Genomic DNA, 15,620 nt, shown 5'->3' on the forward strand with positions numbered 1-15,620 from the left:
GGAAAAGATTGGATTGTCGCGTCTCAGGCGGCCTGGATCAGGCCTTCCTTCTTCAGCGCCTCCTGCACCTGGGGGCGCGCGGCGACGCGGGCCTTGTAGGCGGCAAGGTTCGGCATCGCGGTGAAGTCGAACTTCAACCGGTCGGCCCAGGTCAGCATCGTGAAGAGATAGCCGTCGGCTACCGTGAACTGCTTGCCCAACAGGTAGTCGCGGCCGGCGAGCTGGCTGTCGATGTATTTCAGCTTGCCCATGACGCGGTCCTTGAAGAACGCTTTGGCCTCGTCGTTCAAGGCGGGAGCGAACAGCGGGCTAAAACTCTTGTGCACCTCGGAGGTGAGGAAGTTCAGCCATTCGAGCAGCTTGTAGCGCTCGGCGCTGCCGTGGGCGGGCGCCAGCGCCTTGGCTGATGCCTGATCGGCGATCATCTGGACAATCACCGGTCCTTCGGTCACGATCTCACCGCTGTCGAGGCCCAGCGCCGGGACCTGGCCCTTGGGGTTCAGCTTCAGATAATCCTCACCATTTTCGAGCTTCTTGGCCCGGATATCGACCTTGACCAGTTCGTAGGGCAGGCCGGCTTCCAGGAGCGCGATGTGGGGGGACAGGGAGCAGGCCCCGGGCGAATAATAGAGCTTCATGGAATTTCATCCTCTTGACGCTTGGCTGCGGCGAAGGAACGCCTACATGCATCTGCATGCAATAGTCAAGATTGATGCAGGTGCATCGAGTGAGGTAAGAGACGGGCGACGAGCTTGAGCGGGACCATGAAACGCAAACCATCGACCGAGGCAACCTCCGCCTGGATCCGCCTGATGCGGGTGCAGAGCCGCGTGCTCGACTGCGTCGAGCAGGACCTGAAGAAGGCGGGCTTCCCGCCGTTGGCCTGGTATGACGCGCTGCTCGAGCTGTCGCGTGCCCCCTCCGGCGAGCTGCGGCCGGTGGAACTCGAACGGCAGATGCTGATCCCGCAATACTCCACCTCGCGGTTGATCGATCGCCTAGTCGACGAGGGGCTCGCCTCCCGGCGCGAATGCAAGATCGACAAGCGCGGCCAGTTCGTGGAGATCACCGAAGCCGGCCGCGAATTGCAGAAGCGGATGTGGGGCGCCTATTCTGCCGCAATCGAGAAATATGTCGGCTCGAAACTGTCCGATGCCGATGCCGTCAAGCTCAGCGGCCTGCTCGACCGGCTGGGCTGCTCGTGCGGTGAGATGAAGCTGCCGCCCGTCGCCAACGTCAACGAAAGCACGCCGTCGCGATGATCGCGCGGCAAACCAGCACGTCCGCGCACCGGTGGGTTCGCGGACGATCCCCTTCACCCCGCGCGCATTCGGTCGAAGCGCCTTTGATTAGAGTTTGATATGGCGCGAGACCAGATCGATATGACGCCGCTGCAGTCACGCGACGAACTCGTCGCGTGGTTCGAGGCCGGCTGCAAGGACCCGTCCGAATTCCGCATGGGCACCGAGCACGAGAAGACGCCGTTCACGCTCGAGGGCCACCGCCCGGTGCCGTATGAAGGCGCACGCGGCATCGGCGCGCTGCTCGAAGGCATGAAGCTCCTGCTCGGCTGGGAGCCGATCATGGAGAAGGGCAACATCATCGGCCTCTACGACGTCACCGGCGGCGGCGCGATCTCGCTCGAGCCGGGCGGACAGTTCGAGCTCTCGGGCGCGCCGGTCGAGAACGTCCACCAGACCCAGAGCGAGCTGATGGCGCATCTGGCGCAGGTGCGCGAGATCGCCACGCCGCTCGGCATCGGCTTCCTTGGTCTCGGCATGACGCCGTCCTGGTCGCGTGCCGACATCCCGGTGATGCCCAAGGGCCGCTACAAGATCATGACCAATTACATGCCGAAGGTCGGCCAGTACGGCCTCGACATGATGTACCGGACCTGCACGGTGCAGACCAATCTCGACTTCTCCTCCGAAGCCGATATGGTCAAGAAGCTGCGCGTGTCGCTCGCGCTCCAGCCGGTCGCAACCGCCTTGTTCGCCAACTCGCCCTTCACCGAAGGCAGGCCGAACGGCTTCCTCTCCTTCCGCTCCGAGATCTGGCGCGACACCGACAATGCACGCTCCGGCATGATGCCGTGGGCGTTCGAGGACGGCATGGGCTTCGAGCGCTATGTCGACTACGCGCTCGACGTGCCCATGTATTTCGTCAAGCGCGGCGAGGAGTACATCGACGTCTCGGGCTCCTCCTTCCGTGCCTTCTTCGACGGCCGCAACAACAACCTTCCCGGCGAGCGTCCGACGTTGTCGGACTGGGCCAACCATCTCTCGACGATCTTCCCGGAAGTGCGGCTGAAGCGCTATCTCGAGATGCGCGGCTCCGACGGCGGGCCGTGGGGGCGCCTGCCGGCGCTGCCGGCATTCTGGGTCGGGCTGCTCTATGACGATGTGTCGCTCGATGCCGCCTGGGACATGGTGAAGCACTGGAGTGCGCATGAGCGCCAAGCCCTGCGCGACGACGTGCCGCGCTTCGGCTTCAAGTCGCGGATCAAGGACCGGTATCTGTTCGAGATCGCCAAGGACTGCCTCGTTCTGGCACATGCGGGCCTGCGCCGGCGCGGCCGGATCGACCAGCTCGGACGCGACGAGACCAGGCATCTGGAGCCGCTCGACCGCATCATCGATTCCGGCCGGACGCCGGCCGAGGAAATGCTCGAGAAGTTCAATGGCCCGTGGAAGGGCTCGGTGGAACCGGCCTACGCGGAATACGCGTTCTAATTCGATACGCGACGACCAGGATTTCGGCCGTTCATCGCCCATACAGGTTTGCGGCGATCAAATGATCGGCTGAAAAAACCTGAGCGTCGTCAATAACTCGAAAGCTGTTCCGATGGGGAAGGGCCGCCTGCGTGGGGCCGTCACGGCAAGCGTCTTGGCAGGCGTCACGCTGCTTTCGCTCGTGTTTGCGGGCGTGCTGGCGTGCGCGCAGACGGCGTTCGACCGGCCCGGCGGCGACTATTTCAGCACGCCGGTCACGTCGGGTGACCCCGAGGATTGTGCGCTGCTGTGCGAGCGCGACCGCAAGTGCCGCTCCTGGAGCTTCAGCTATCCTGATATCGACGGCGCCGCGGCGGTGTGCTGGCTCAAGAACACCGTGCCGGCGCGCGTGCCCGGCAGTTGCTGCATCTCCGGCGTCCGCGGCGCCGGCGTGATCGAGCCGCGCGTCGAAGGCGTGGAGACGTCGATCGATCGTCCCGGCGGCGACCTGCGCAACTTCGAGCTCAAGGACGGCGAAAGCGTAGAGGCCTGCAAGGCCGCCTGCACCGCCGACAACAAATGCCGTGCCTTCACCTACGCCCGCCCCGGCTATACCGGCCGCGAGGCGCGCTGCTTCCTGAAGAAGGAAATCAAGCCGCCGCGCAGGAAGGCAGGGTTCACGTCGGGCGTGGTGCGGTAGCCGCAGCTCTTTCCACCGTCATTGCTGTCGTAGCAACCATTAAGGCGATGCCCGTCTGCCGGCGCAGCATGACGCCGTGCTTGCGGTCGTCAAGGCGTGGCCTGGCTGCAGCGGAGATGGGGTGAGGCTGGAGCGACGGCCAGCCTTGACGTCCGCGGCACACGGCGTCGTATTGAGGGCAGGTCGGGACGAAGAAACGGTGCTTCGGCCGAACAAAGAAACGCGATCAGGTGACGGACAGATTGGCGTTTTTTGACGGTTCAGCGAGCCACGGCGTTCCGCGGGCGACGACGGCGTTGATGATGACGAGCAGCTTCCTGGCACAAGCGACGAGCGCGCGCTTGTGGCCCTTGCCGGCGGCAATCAGGCGGTTGTACATGGCCATGAGTTGCGGGTTCCAGCGGAAGGATGCCGGAAGAGCCGCGGTATAGAGCGCCCCGCGCAAGCGTTTGCGGCCGCCTTCGATGTGACGGGCGCCGACGCGATCGCCGCTGTCGTCATCATAAGGCGCAAGCCCAACGAGAGCTGCGGCTCGCTCGCGCGTGATCTGGCCGATCTCGGGCATCCTGACCAGGATGGCGACCGCGGTCGGCAGACCGCAGCCGCCGACACTGAAGATCAGATCCAGCCGTGCGGTGAGATCGCGATGCTCGCGGATCGCGGCCACCAGGGCCTTGAACTCGGCTCGTTTGTGCTTGGCCAAAAGAGCAATCTGCTCTTTCCAGAGCTTCTGGATCCGCTCGTTGCGGCAGCTCTCCAGCCGGTTCTTGAGCTTTGCGATATCCTCCTTGATCTGGTCGATCATCGTCAGATGCTCGGCAAAGGGCTGCATCCGGGAATCCGGAGCGGGATGGATCTCCTTCACGGCGGCGGTGCAGGCCGCAATCAAGGCAGCATCGATTTTGTCGTTCTTGGCCCGCTGCAGGAGGAACGTGGCATAAGCACGGACCTGGGCCGGCTGAAACAGGACGACGACAAACCGCTTGCGCCGCAGCGCGGCGACGACCGCCTGCTCATAGCCTCCACTCGCCTCGATCCCAATCCGCTCGACCTTGTGGCGCCGCAGCCACTCCAACAGCATCTGGTGATCTTCCGCCGTGTTCTCCACCTGCAGCCGCTCCGAGCTGCCATCGAGCGCCACGTCGAGCTTGCGTTTGCCGGTATCGATCCCGGCACAGATCGTGATACGCTTGGCCATCTTCCTCGACCCTCCCTTGTGATGCGAACCTGATGTTCGTTCAACCATACGGGTCCCGATGAAGTGCCGACCGCGATCTTGCTACGAAACGCAGCCCTCAAGGCTTCGGTGGGCATCGATCCGATCGATCGGCGGCCCAGCTCGGGCGGCCACCCGGGCTGGGCCATTCCTCACGGAACGAGACCATTCTAATCCGGTGCGCTAATACAAGGGTGGGCAAAGGCGCATAGCGCCGTGCCCACCATCTTTCTGCAACGGCAATAGAACTTTGTGAGCACGCTGACGCTTCCTCGTCATTGCGAGCGCAGCGAAGCAATCCAGAGTCTCTCCGCAGTGGCAGTCTGGATTGCTTCGCTGCGCTCGCAATGACGTTGTGGGGCACCCAAAAGAAAAGAGCCTCGTCGAAGACGAGGCTCTCGGAATTCCCAGGTCGTTCGGCCTTACTTGAGGCTGGACGAGATCGAGCCGAACTTGGTGTTCAGCGTGCTGCCGAGGTTGTTGACGACGGTGATGATCGCGAGCGCGATGCCGGCAGCGATCAGGCCGTATTCAATGGCGGTGGCGCCGGATTCATCCTTCACGAAACGCGCAACGAGGTTCTTCATAGAGTGCTCCCAAAAAGTACACAAAGGCTACAACTGTTCTGGTCTCTTCGGCTTCCCAGCGCCGCCCGACCATGGAACCGAAACTAGAGACAAAGAATTGCGCCGCAGTTAATTCGACTGCGGAAAGAAACTGCGGTTTGCGAGTATTCGACGATGGTAAATCGAAATTGAAAACAATCCGTTAAATTGTAACGACATCACGTCCTCGTCGCGGTTTACCCGAAGTTATGACCGACGTGGTCGAATGCCGCTCGCCAATCCGACAAGAACAAGCAGGACGACGAGGCGGCATGTCCCTTTCCATTGCCAACAGCATCGCAGCACAGAGCCGCGCGCGAGCGCTGGTGCCGCTCTGCGTCGGAGCGGGCTCCTATCTCTACTTTCTCTGTCTCGGCGATACGCTGCTTCAGGACTCCGACTCGTTCTGGCAGATCAAGATCGGGCAATGGATCCTCGACCATCACGCCCTGCCCTACACCGACTTTTATTCATTCACGCGGCCGGGCGCGCCCTGGGTTTCGACCTCATGGCTGTCGCAGGTCGCGTTCGCGCTCTCCTATACGCAATGGGGCTGGGCCGGCCCGGTGATCCTCACTGCAGTCGCAGTCGCATTGTCGGCGGCGACCCTCGTCTATCTGCTCGACACGCATCTGGAGATGCCGCGCTCGGTGCTGTTTGCGATGCTGGCGGTCGTGTTGTCGCTGCATCACATCCTGGCGCGGCCGCACATGCTGGCGCTGCCCGTGATGATCGCATGGGTCGGCATGCTGATGGCGGCAGCCGACCGCAAGGGCACGCCGTCATGGCACTGGTTGCCGCTGATGTCACTGTGGGCGAACCTGCATGGCGGCTTCGTGCTGGGCCTCGCGCTGATCGGCCCGATGTCGTTCGTGGCGCTGTGGGGCCTGGAGTCCGGCAAGCAGGTCCGGCTGCTGCTGCGCTGGTTCCTGTTCGGCGTTGCCGCGCTGGCCGCGAGCTGCGTCACGCCCTATGGCTGGCGTACGCTGCTGGGTGCGACCAACATCCTCAATCTCGGCGAGCTGCTCACGGTCATTTCCGAATGGTCGCCGGCGAGCTTCGCATCCTTCACCGCGTTCGAAGGCGCGCTGCTCGGCCTGATCGCGATCGGGCTCTATCGCGGCCTGACACTGTCGCCGCCGCGCATTCTGCTGATCCTGCTGCTGACCTGGATGGCGCTCAGCCATGTCAGGAGCATCGAGGCCTTTGCCTTCCTGGTGCCGCTGGTGCTGGCCAAGCCGCTCGGCGAAAAATCGTCGCTGCAGCCAGCCGATGCGCACACGGGTGAGAGCTGGCCTGCCCGCTACGTGACTGCAGCGGGCGCGTTGATGATCGTGGCAGCAAGCTGGACCTCGACCGCGATCTTCATGTCGCATCACCGCTTCAAATTCACGATGGACCAGACGCCGGTCGCGGCGACCGACCTGCTCGAAAAGCGTGGGGCAAAGCGCATCTTCAATGCCTACGGGTTCGGCGGCTATCTGATCGCGCGCGACATCCCGGTCTTCGTCGACGGCCGCGCCGAGCTCTATGGCGAGAAGTTCGTGATGGACTTCTTCAAGGCAACCGAGGGGAAGAAGCCCGAGCTCCTGCCCCGCCTGCTGGACGAGTACAAGATCGACGCGACGCTGCTGGCCGCCGATGCGCCGGGTCCCCAGATCCTCGATCACCTCAAGGGCTGGAAGCGGATCTATGCGGACGATATCGCGGTGATCCATGTACGGGACGACGCCACGGCTCCGTGACGATCCTGTCCACGGACTGCGCGTCCGGCGATCGTTGAGCTCGCCGCGCCGGATCGCGCTCGCGATGCCCGGTTGCTCAACCGGGAGATCGCCCTGTCGCCAATGATGCGTTCTTCCGCGCAGCGGGCTCGCTCACGCTCGCGGAAAATACGCAGAGCCGTCTGGTTCGATAGAGCGCGCCACTCTGCGCTTCCGGGCTCTGGCAGATATCGATGACGTAGCCGATGCCATTTCGCGATGCATAGGCGAGGCGCTCGTCCAGCGAATTCAGGTTGTCGACATCCGTCAACCTGCTTCGCCACGTCTGGTAATACGAGGGCATCCACATCGAGCTTCCGCCGCGCTTGTGATCGATCCAGACGCGGCGGTGCGAGACGTATTCAAATACGCTGGCGCGATCGAGCGCCATGTCGGCGGTGCTCACCTCCGCGCGACCGTCAAATCCCGGCCGCCTCGGGGTGAGGAACATGGCGTTCAAAGGCGTGTTGCTGCGCGCCCATGCGCCGACGGCGCCCCACTCTTCGATGGCCTCGTTGCAGATCCGGTTGAAGTTGACACTGGACCGGATCGCGAGCGGGTAAGCGAGGAACACAGCCGTGGCGAGCACCAGATGGCCCATGGTGCGCTGATAGGATGGGACAGGTCCCGACCCTGTCGTTCGAAGAACAAACATCAAGGCGGCGATGACGAAGGCGAGGCCGGCCCAGCCGTCGAAGCTCAGCAACAGCACGATGAGGCATGCGGGAAGGAAAGTCGCCTCCTTGTCTCGTCGCAACCATTTCGTCGCCAATGCCGCGATCCCCAGGGCGGCCAGAAGATGAATGACCGTGCTCGACCGCAGGAAATGAAGGTTGAGGATGAACGGCGATCCCGTGGCGAAGGGAACGACGATGCCGATCAGATAGACCAGGACTGCGCCCGCATAGGCCGCCCGCAATTCCGCGGCAGCCTGCCTCAGCAAGAAAAACGCGAGCGCTCCGATGACGGTGACGCCGAGGAGCCCGACAAGATCGCCTGGCGAGGTCGAGTCGATCAGCACGTGACCGGGAAAGTACTGACGCAGGAACTCGGCATAGTCGAAGCCGAATGGACGACCGAATTCCGGATTTGCCAGGAATCCGTGAAGCACCGCAAACGCAAGCGGCAGGCACAGGACGAGACCGATCAGCACGCGCGAAGAGATCGCGCCGATTGTCGCCTTACGGTGGAACAGGAAGCGTATCCCGATCAGCGCCAGCGGCAGCACGAGCCAGACTGCAAAGAAGGCGTTGATGAAGAACGTGATCCCCAGAGCAATCGCCGCCGCGGTGAAGCGGCCCCGGGCGGCAAAATAGATCGCCAGCAGGGCCACGCCATTCGCCATCTCCGAATGAGTGAAGGTGTTGATGAACAGGCCGCCGGAGCCGGCGTAGCTATAGCCGTCGAGAAAGGCTGTGAAGCACAGGATCAGGCTGAAGACGATCCTGTCGCGTTGCTCCGTCACCCCCAGCAGCGAAGCGCAGCACAGGAATCCGACAAAGCTGAGCAGCCGGGACAGGAAGAACAGGATGAGGAACAGCAACGGAACGTTGTCGAAGTATCGTTCGACGCCGCCCAGGATCAGCCAGACACCGGACGCAAAATAGCGCAGCGACTGAATGAATGCGTCATCTGCATATTGCGACTCGTTGTAGAGACCGGCAACGATCGGCAGATGGTAGAGGTTGTTGGTGAGACCGAAGACGAATCCCGTCCGCAACACCGACACCGCCGAGGCGAAGACGGCGACCGAAAATATCTCGACCCAGAAATTCGAGGCGCCGACCGCGCGATCGCGGCCGATCATGTCAGAGGTGACGTTGACGTCTGCCATTCGAGTGCCGGAGAAAGCGACCGCTGCGGATCAGCCTCGGGGGAGCGCCATTGCGGCTACCCGTCCTGAAAGCGCCCGCCCGGAGCGATGAAGACGGACAGCAACAGAGCTAAACCACAAACGCTAAAGGCGGCTTAAGCGACGTTTCGGAATTGCCACACGGGCCGATGGTAAATGCCGGGCTAAGGCCCGCGGCACGATCGCTCCATTCCGGAACAGGTCAATTTCCCGTCTGCAACTCGCCAAAGCGCTCCCAGCTCCTGCCATTGAAGCGCATGAACTGCATCTGGTCGACCGGAACGTGATCGGTCGGGCTGGTATTGACCTTGATGCCGGGCAGCAGCATCGGCAATTCGAGATCGCGGATCGCAAACGCCTGCTTCAGGATGTTCTCGGTCGAGAGATCGTCGCCGCATGCTCTCAGCACCGCCTCCAGCGCCATCGCGCTGTTGTAGGAATTGACGTAGTTGGTGTCGTGCTGATCGGCCTCCGGCGCATATCTGGTCATGAACTCGCGCCAGCCCTTGACGCCGGGATCGTCCTTCCAGGCGGGATCGTCGGGATCCTTGACATAGGCGGTGGAGAGAATGCCGGTGCCGGCTTCCAGCCCGGCCGGCTCCATCACGGTCGAGACCCATACCGCCACATTTGAGAGGAACGTCATGGGCCGCCAGTTGATCTCGAAGGATTTTCGGATCGCCTGCGCCGCGAATTTCGGCGTCGCAGCGATCACGAACACGTCGGCGCCAGAAGCCTTCAGCTTCACGATCTGGGAATCGATGGTCGGATCCTGGATCTCATAGGTAGCGTTGGTGACCACGGAATCGTATTTTTCGCCGAGCACGTCCTTCAGCCCGGCGAGATAGTCGCGGCCGTAATCGTCGTTCTGGGAGATGACCGCAAATTTCGCGTTGGGATTCTTCGCCAGCGCATAACGCGCATAGAGCCGCGCCTCGTAGCGGAACGGCGCTTGCACGCCCATCGTCGCCTGCGGATATTGCGCAATGTCGGCGAACTTCGAGGCGCCGGAGCCGATGAAAAGCTGCGGCACGTTCTTCGACTGAAGATATTTTGCAATCGCGGTGTTGTGGGCGGTGCCGATCGAGGAGAAGATCAACGCGACCTCGTCGCTCTCGACCAGGCGGCGTGTCTGCTCGACCGATTTCGGCGGCGCGTAGCTGTCGTCGAGCGAGATCAGATTGACCTTGCGGCCGTTGATGCCGCCCTTCTCGTTCAGCATCTTGAAATAGCCGACCTCGCCCTTGCCGAGCGCGCCGAAGGCGGAGACCGGGCCGCTATAGGGCATGGTCTGGCCGATCCTGATTTCGGTTGCGGTGACGCCGCGCATCTCGGCGGCGAACGGAGCAGCAGGCCACAGCAGAAATGAAAGGGCGCCAAGCGCGCCCAATGCCGCCTTAACGCGCATCGGCTTCCCCTCCCCTTTGATCGGTGCGATCACGCCGCACCCTTATTTAAGGGGAGCATGCCATGACATCGCGGCAAACTCCAATCATTATCGACCGGCGATGGCAGGGCGGGCACGGTGCAAAAGCGCCTTTGCCCACCCTGCGTCTCTATCCGGATCGGCGACCTGCGCGGCGCATTACCTGCAAGGATGACGGCTGCCGTCGAAGCCCAGGTAGGTGCCGCTTGCCGGGTCGAACGAACGATAGCGCTCGGCGCAGGACCGCGAGCCATCCGCGCGAGCCACAACGTTGTCCACGCCTTGCGCAGGCGCTGCGCCGTCCGGCAACTCGAGGCCCAGCCGGCCTGCCGGCGTCAGCGTGCCATTCAGGTTGCGATCGGGGTTCTCCGCCTCGTACGTATCCGGATGGCTGCTCGCAAAGCCGGATTGCGCGTAAGCGGTGGTTGCGGTCAGGGCCGACAACAGAGCCACGGCAGCGAAAGTCTTGAATCCATTCATGGTCGATCTCCATCATGGCCGCTGCATCGTGCGGCTGGTGCGGTGGGAAGTGGATCGACATGGTGCGCGGGACAAGCCTGACGCGCCCGATACGCGCGGCCGGACGCAATCCCGCCGTTCAAATGCAGAAAGCGTCGTTTGTTTGCGGAACGCGGCGAATGATCAATCTGCGCGGGGCGCGGCAAGCTCCGCCGTCTTCACGTCTCGGTGCGACGCTGCCTCGAGACTGACGTGCTGGCATCGCAATGCGCTAATATCCGATGATCGAACAGGAAGGCGCATCATGATGTTTCGCAATCTCTTCGCCGCGTTACTCGTCACGGTCTCGATCGCAAATGCGCATGCAGCGCCGCGATGGCTGAACCTGCCGCCGACACCGACCTTGCCCAAGGCGGCGCAGAGCGGCCTTGCGCCGGTCAACGGCATCAAGGTCTGGTACGCCGTGTACGGCCGGGGTGAGCCCGTGCTGTTGCTGCATGGCGGCCTCGCCAACGCCAATTACTGGGGCCATCAGGTTCGCGCGCTGCAACGGCATTATCAGGTCATCGTCATGGAGAGCCGCGGGCATGGGCGCAGCAGCCGCAACCAGGAGCCCTATGGCTACGATTTGATGGCCTCGGACGTGGTCGCCTTGCTCGACCATCTCAAGATCAGGAAGGCGGCGATCGTCGGCTGGAGCGACGGTGCGATCATCGGCCTCGACATCGCCATGAAGCATCCGGAGCGGGTGAGCAGGCTGTTCGCCTTCGCGGCGAACTCGGATCCCTCAGGCGTTGCCGACATCGCCTCAAACGATGTCTTCAACGCCTACATCGCGCGGGCTGGCGAAGAGTACAAGCGCCTCTCGCCGACGCCGACGCAGTACAAGAGCTTCGTCGACGAGATCACCAAGATGTGGGAGAGCCAGCCGAAATGGACGGCCTCGGACCTCGCGGCGATCAAGGTGCCGACCTGGATCGTGGACGGCGACCACGACGAGGCGATCAAGCGCGAGAACACCGAGTTCATGGCAGCGAACATTCCGGGGGCCGGCCTCTTGATCCAGCCGGAGGTCAGCCACTTCTCGTTCCTGCAGGATCCGAAGCAGTTCAACGACGATGTGCTGCGCTTCCTGGGGCGGAAGGATGCGGCGAAGTGAGATATCGTAGGGTGGGCGTGCCCCACCCTACGATGCCGGTGGCGCGTCGTTAGAGCGGAGCTGCATCAACGTCGTCATTGCGAGCGCAGCGAAGCAATCCAGAATCTTTCCGCGGAGGCAGTCTGGATTGCTTCGCTGCGCTCGCAATGACGGAGTTTGTGGCTACGGCGCGCGTCACTCTCGTGTCCCGGACGCGCCGCAACGCTCTTGGCGTTGCCGCGCAGAGCCGGGACCCCAACAGAGGGCGATACGGGAGGATGCGGAGACATGGGCCCCGGCTCTGCAGCGCACCGTCGAAGGGACGCTGCGCTGCGTCCGGGGCACCAGAGGTGAGTTCAAGCCAACAAAAAACGCGGCGTTGCCGCCGCGTTTTTCAATTCACTATGCCGCTTGCGTTACGCCTGCGGCTGGGGCTCCAGGCCGGGATCCGGATCGGGCCGCGGGCGCGACTTGCCGGCCGGGGGCACGGCGGAAGCGCGCGGAGTGGTCGGCTCGAGCACGGACTCTCGGTTCGGCTTCTTGCCCTTGAGCAGGTCGACGATCTCGTCGCCGGAGAGCGTTTCGAACTCAAGCAGCCCCTTTGCCAGGGCTTCGAGGTCGGCGTGCTTCTCGGTGAGGATGCGGGTTGCTTCCTTGTAGCCTTCCTCGACCAGACGACGGATCTCGGAGTCGATCTTCTGCACGGTCGCCTCGGAAGCGTTCTGCGTGCGCGAGACCGACATGCCGAGGAACACCTCGTCCTGGTTCTCGCCGTAGGAGACGGTGCCGAGCTCTTCCGAGAGGCCCCAGCGCGTCACCATCATGCGGGCGAGGCGCGTGGCCTGCTCGATGTCGGAGGCTGCACCCGAGGTCACCTTCTCGCGGCCGAAGATCAGCTCTTCGGCGACGCGGCCGCCCATCATGATGGCGAGGCGCGAAGTCATCTGCTCCAGCGACATCGACAGCTTGTCGCGCTCGGGCAGCTGCATGACCATGCCGAGCGCACGGCCGCGCGGGATGATGGTGGCCTTGTGGATCGGATCGGTCGCGGGCACGTTGAGGCCGACGATGGCGTGGCCGCCCTCGTGGTAGGCCGTCAAGAGCTTCTCTTCCTCGGTCATGACGAGCGACTTGCGCTCGGCGCCCATCATCACCTTATCCTTGGCTTCCTCGAACTCGGCCTGCGTCACCATGCGCTTGTTGCGGCGAGCGGCGGTCAGCGCGGCCTCGTTGACGAGGTTCATCAGGTCGGCGCCGGAGAAGCCCGGGGTGCCGCGCGCGATGGTCTTGAGGTTGATATCGGGGGCCAGCGGCACCTTGCGGACGTGGACCTTCAGGATCTGCTCGCGGCCGACGACGTCGGGGTTCGGCACCACGACCTGACGGTCAAAGCGGCCCGGACGCAGCAGCGCGGGATCGAGCACGTCGGGGCGGTTGGTGGCGGCGATCAGGATCACGCCCTCGTTGGCCTCGAAGCCGTCCATCTCGACCAGCAGCTGGTTCAGCGTCTGCTCGCGCTCGTCATTGCCGCCGCCGAGACCGGCGCCACGGTGACGACCGACGGCATCGATTTCGTCGATGAAGATGATGCAGGGCGCGTTCTTCTTGGCCTGCTCGAACATGTCGCGGACACGGCTGGCGCCGACGCCGACGAACATCTCGACGAAGTCCGAACCGGAAATGGTGAAGAACGGCACGTTGGCTTCGCCCGCGACCGCACGCGCGATCAGGGTCTTACCGGTGCCGGGAGGGCCGACCAGCAGCACGCCGCGCGGAATGCGGCCGCCGAGGCGCTGGAATTTACCGGGGTCGCGCAGGAATTCGACGATCTCCTGCAGGTCCTGCTTGGCCTCATCCACGCCGGCGACGTCCTCGAAGGTGACGCGGCCATGCGCCTCAGTGAGCATCTTGGCGCGCGACTTGCCGAAGCCCATCGCCTTGCCGGCACCGCCCTGCATCTGTCGCGACAGGAATATCCAGACGCCGATCAGCGCGATGAAGGGCAGCCAGGAGACCAGCAGCGAGACGAACCAGGGCACGTTGTCGCCCGGCGGCTTCGCAGTGATCTGGACCTTGCTGTCGTAGAGGCGCTTGACCAGCGTCGGGTCGTTCGGCGCATAGGTCTGGAAGCTCGAGCCGTTGGTGAAGGTGCCGTGGATGTCCGGGCCCTGGATCACGACGTCGCGCACATTGCCGCGGTCAACTTCGCTCAGGAGCTGGGAGAAGGCGATGTCCTGCGAGGAGGCGCGCTGACCCGGATTCTGGAAGAGCGTGAACAACGCCAATAGCAACAAGACAATGATGACCCAGAGGGCGAAGTTGCGCAGATTGGCGTTCATCGATCTTCCTTCGTGGTCGCGCGGATCGCGGCCCTGATCCTTCAGGAGTTACTCGACCCAGTTACTTGGGCAATTCGAGGAAACCCCAAGGAATCCTCATCGTTAGACGCATACAATTTAGGTGCCGCCCCCGTCGCTGCCAAGGGAACGAGATGGGACTATTTAGCCCATCTTAGAGCGATTCCCGCTGAAATAATGGCGCCCGAAGCGGGGTTTTTCCTGCCTGGTTAAGGTGTCCTGATGGCGTGCAGCGGAAGCGGCCGGTGTCATGATCCGCCCTCATCCGCTCTTCAAGTCCCCTTTTGGGACCGCCGCGCCGGCGCAGGCGCGATCTGGATACGCCCGCCGGCAACGCTGATCAAGGCTCCCGCCAGGGTTTGCTTCAGGACCGGCCGGCCATTTGCGGCTGCGCGGGGGCTCCGACCCAAGGCCTGATCGAGTAAGGCCTGATCGAGCACGGACAACAAAGTTTCGACCTTGCCGAGTTCCACCGGCCCTTCATGCCCGAGCGCATTGATGGCCCGCAGCAGGAGCCGCAGCCGGACCTCCTCCGGCAGGCTGGCGAAGGCGCTGGCCTGGAAACTTCGCACGCCCGGCCCATGCGGCGCATCGTCGCGATCCGTCAAGCGCAGGAAGCGCTCGGCACCGTCAGTCAGCACCTCCACCGCCGCATTGGCGCGCGCAAGCCGGCCTGCGAGCCGCGCCAGGTTCCTGGCGTCGCCGCCCTCGGCCGCGAGCTGCGGCAGCAGCGCGCGCAGCCGCGGCCGGGTGAAGGCGGTGTCGCGGTTGGTGGGATCATCGGCAAAGTCGATTCTGGCCCGCTTCAAGGTCGCCACGAGCTGCGACTTCGGAATGTCGAGCAGCGGACGCGCCAGCACGATGCCGTCGCGCGCCGAAAGGCGCGCCATCGCCGACAGTCCCGCCAGCCCGCTGCCGCGAAGCATGCGCATCAACAGGGTCTCGGCCTGATCGTCGCGGGTGTGGGCGGTCAGCACATGGCTCGCGCCGGCCTTACGCGCGGCCTGCGCCAGCAGGCGGTAACGGGCCTGCCGCGCGGCCGCAGGCAGTCCCGTCTTCGGCTTGGCGCCACGCCAGCGCAGAGTCCGGTGCGGCAGGCCGAGCTCGGCCGCGAGCCGCTTGACCTCGCGCGCCTCGCGCGCCGCTTCCGGACGAAGCCCATGATCGACGGTGACGACGGTGAGACGCGGGCCGCGCGAAAGGCTGCGCTGCCAGCGGGCCGCAAGCCACATCAGCGCGACGGAGTCGGGCCCGCCCGAGACCGCGAGCACCAGGGCCGGCGCGTGCTTAAAGTCGGCGAAGAGCAGCTTCGCCGCGCGGGCCGAGATCGGTGAATTGTCGTCGTCTGACATGACGCTGCAATCGTCCGCGGATGGATCGACTGTTTAGCGCA

General features: G+C 63.7%; 13 protein-coding genes. 5 read left to right on the forward strand and 8 right to left on the reverse strand.

Annotated elements, in window-relative coordinates; all coding sequences use genetic code 11:
* Positions 1-23: 23 nt before the first annotated feature.
* A complete protein-coding gene (gstA, locus tag JQ592_RS09645; RefSeq protein ID WP_211402642.1) occupies positions 24-638 on the reverse strand; it encodes a glutathione transferase GstA in 615 nt (204 codons plus the stop codon).
* 126 nt (positions 639-764) lie between these two features.
* Between gstA and JQ592_RS09650 the strand changes: the two genes are divergently transcribed.
* From JQ592_RS09650 to JQ592_RS09660, 3 genes are all read left to right on the forward strand, one after another.
* Positions 765-1,262 (forward strand): MarR family winged helix-turn-helix transcriptional regulator, encoded by a 498-nt coding sequence (locus JQ592_RS09650; protein WP_018644966.1) that lies wholly within the window; start codon positions 765-767, stop codon positions 1,260-1,262.
* Positions 1,263-1,361: 99 nt separating this feature from the next.
* Complete coding sequence (locus JQ592_RS09655; RefSeq protein WP_211402643.1) at positions 1,362-2,732, forward strand: glutamate--cysteine ligase; 1,371 nt, start codon at positions 1,362-1,364, stop codon at positions 2,730-2,732.
* Positions 2,733-2,844: 112 nt separating this feature from the next.
* On the forward strand, positions 2,845-3,411 hold the full coding sequence (locus JQ592_RS09660; protein ID WP_211402644.1) for a PAN domain-containing protein: 567 nt from the start codon (positions 2,845-2,847) through the stop codon (positions 3,409-3,411).
* A gap of 226 nt (positions 3,412-3,637) precedes the next feature.
* On the opposite strand, the gene JQ592_RS09665 is transcribed toward JQ592_RS09660, so the two are convergent.
* The gene (locus JQ592_RS09665) at positions 3,638-4,609 is read right to left on the reverse strand and encodes an IS110 family transposase (protein ID WP_246820333.1); all 972 of its coding nucleotides are present in this window, start codon (positions 4,607-4,609) and stop codon (positions 3,638-3,640) included.
* Between the two features lie 440 nt (positions 4,610-5,049).
* On the reverse strand, positions 5,050-5,214 hold the full coding sequence (locus tag JQ592_RS09670; RefSeq protein WP_018641576.1) for a Flp family type IVb pilin: 165 nt from the start codon (positions 5,212-5,214) through the stop codon (positions 5,050-5,052).
* Positions 5,215-5,504: 290 nt separating this feature from the next.
* On the opposite strand from JQ592_RS09670, the gene JQ592_RS09675 reads away from it, so the two are divergent.
* The gene (locus JQ592_RS09675) at positions 5,505-6,977 is read left to right on the forward strand and encodes a hypothetical protein (RefSeq protein WP_211402646.1); all 1,473 of its coding nucleotides are present in this window, start codon (positions 5,505-5,507) and stop codon (positions 6,975-6,977) included.
* A 76-nt stretch (positions 6,978-7,053) separates the two neighbouring features.
* On the opposite strand, the gene JQ592_RS09680 is transcribed toward JQ592_RS09675, so the two are convergent.
* The 3 genes from JQ592_RS09680 to JQ592_RS09690 form a co-directional block, all read right to left on the reverse strand.
* Positions 7,054-8,829, reverse strand: a complete 1,776-nt coding sequence (locus JQ592_RS09680) for a DUF6798 domain-containing protein (protein ID WP_211402647.1) — start codon at positions 8,827-8,829, stop codon at positions 7,054-7,056.
* A gap of 220 nt (positions 8,830-9,049) precedes the next feature.
* Entirely contained in the window at positions 9,050-10,255 is a 1,206-nt protein-coding gene (locus JQ592_RS09685) for an ABC transporter substrate-binding protein (protein WP_211402648.1), read from the reverse strand.
* A 177-nt stretch (positions 10,256-10,432) separates the two neighbouring features.
* Positions 10,433-10,753, reverse strand: a complete 321-nt coding sequence (locus JQ592_RS09690; RefSeq protein WP_211402649.1) for a BA14K family protein — start codon at positions 10,751-10,753, stop codon at positions 10,433-10,435.
* 283 nt (positions 10,754-11,036) lie between these two features.
* On the opposite strand from JQ592_RS09690, the gene JQ592_RS09695 reads away from it, so the two are divergent.
* Positions 11,037-11,891, forward strand: coding sequence for an alpha/beta fold hydrolase (locus JQ592_RS09695; protein ID WP_211402650.1), 855 nt, complete (start codon positions 11,037-11,039; stop codon positions 11,889-11,891).
* Positions 11,892-12,286: 395 nt separating this feature from the next.
* Here JQ592_RS09695 and ftsH read toward each other — a convergent pair whose 3' ends face one another.
* Together ftsH and tilS are read right to left on the reverse strand one after the other, a co-directional pair.
* The gene (gene ftsH / locus JQ592_RS09700; protein ID WP_018641582.1) at positions 12,287-14,209 is read right to left on the reverse strand and encodes an ATP-dependent zinc metalloprotease FtsH; all 1,923 of its coding nucleotides are present in this window, start codon (positions 14,207-14,209) and stop codon (positions 12,287-12,289) included.
* 290 nt (positions 14,210-14,499) lie between these two features.
* A complete protein-coding gene (gene tilS, locus JQ592_RS09705) occupies positions 14,500-15,579 on the reverse strand; it encodes a tRNA lysidine(34) synthetase TilS (protein WP_211402651.1) in 1,080 nt (359 codons plus the stop codon).
* Positions 15,580-15,620 lie beyond the last annotated feature (41 nt).

It is taken from the genome of Bradyrhizobium iriomotense, from assembly GCF_018129405.1.
Taxonomy (GTDB): domain Bacteria; phylum Pseudomonadota; class Alphaproteobacteria; order Rhizobiales; family Xanthobacteraceae; genus Bradyrhizobium; species Bradyrhizobium iriomotense_B.